Source organism: Corynebacterium sp. MSK204, assembly GCF_030229885.1.
GTDB lineage: Bacteria > Actinomycetota > Actinomycetes > Mycobacteriales > Mycobacteriaceae > Corynebacterium.
The window spans coordinates 1-348 of record NZ_JASPGQ010000063.1 but is presented as its reverse complement, the minus strand read 5'-3'; the positions used below and the strand labels follow the sequence as shown (position 1 = coordinate 348).

General features: G+C 53.7%; 1 protein-coding gene. It reads left to right on the top strand.

The window, feature by feature from the left end; translation table 11 throughout:
- Positions 1–24 precede the first annotated feature (24 nt).
- Complete coding sequence (locus QP908_RS11790) at positions 25–342, top strand: transposase (protein WP_005285771.1); 318 nt, start codon at positions 25–27, stop codon at positions 340–342.
- Positions 343–348: the final 6 nt, after the last annotated feature.

Genomic DNA, 348 nt, shown 5'->3' with positions numbered 1-348 from the left:
CGGATCTTGTGTCCGTAGGAGAGGATGTTCATTGTGAGTTCGTCAAGGAAGAAGTACACCCCGGAGTACCGGCAGGAGGCCGCCAGACTGGTCATTGAGTCTGGGCGCCCAATCGCTCATGTGGCTAAGGAAATTAGCGTATCAGCCACAATTTTAGGCAGGTGGGTCAAACTTGAGCGGGAACGCCAAGGCTCGGTAGATGGCCGCAGTGATGCCGATATACGAGCCGAAAACGCTCGCCTGCGTCGTGAGTTAGCTGAGGCCAAGATGGATAATGAGTTCTTGTCAAAAGCCACCGCCTTCTTCGCTGCGAAGCAACGCGATCGGAAAAATTTGAGCTAATGCAGC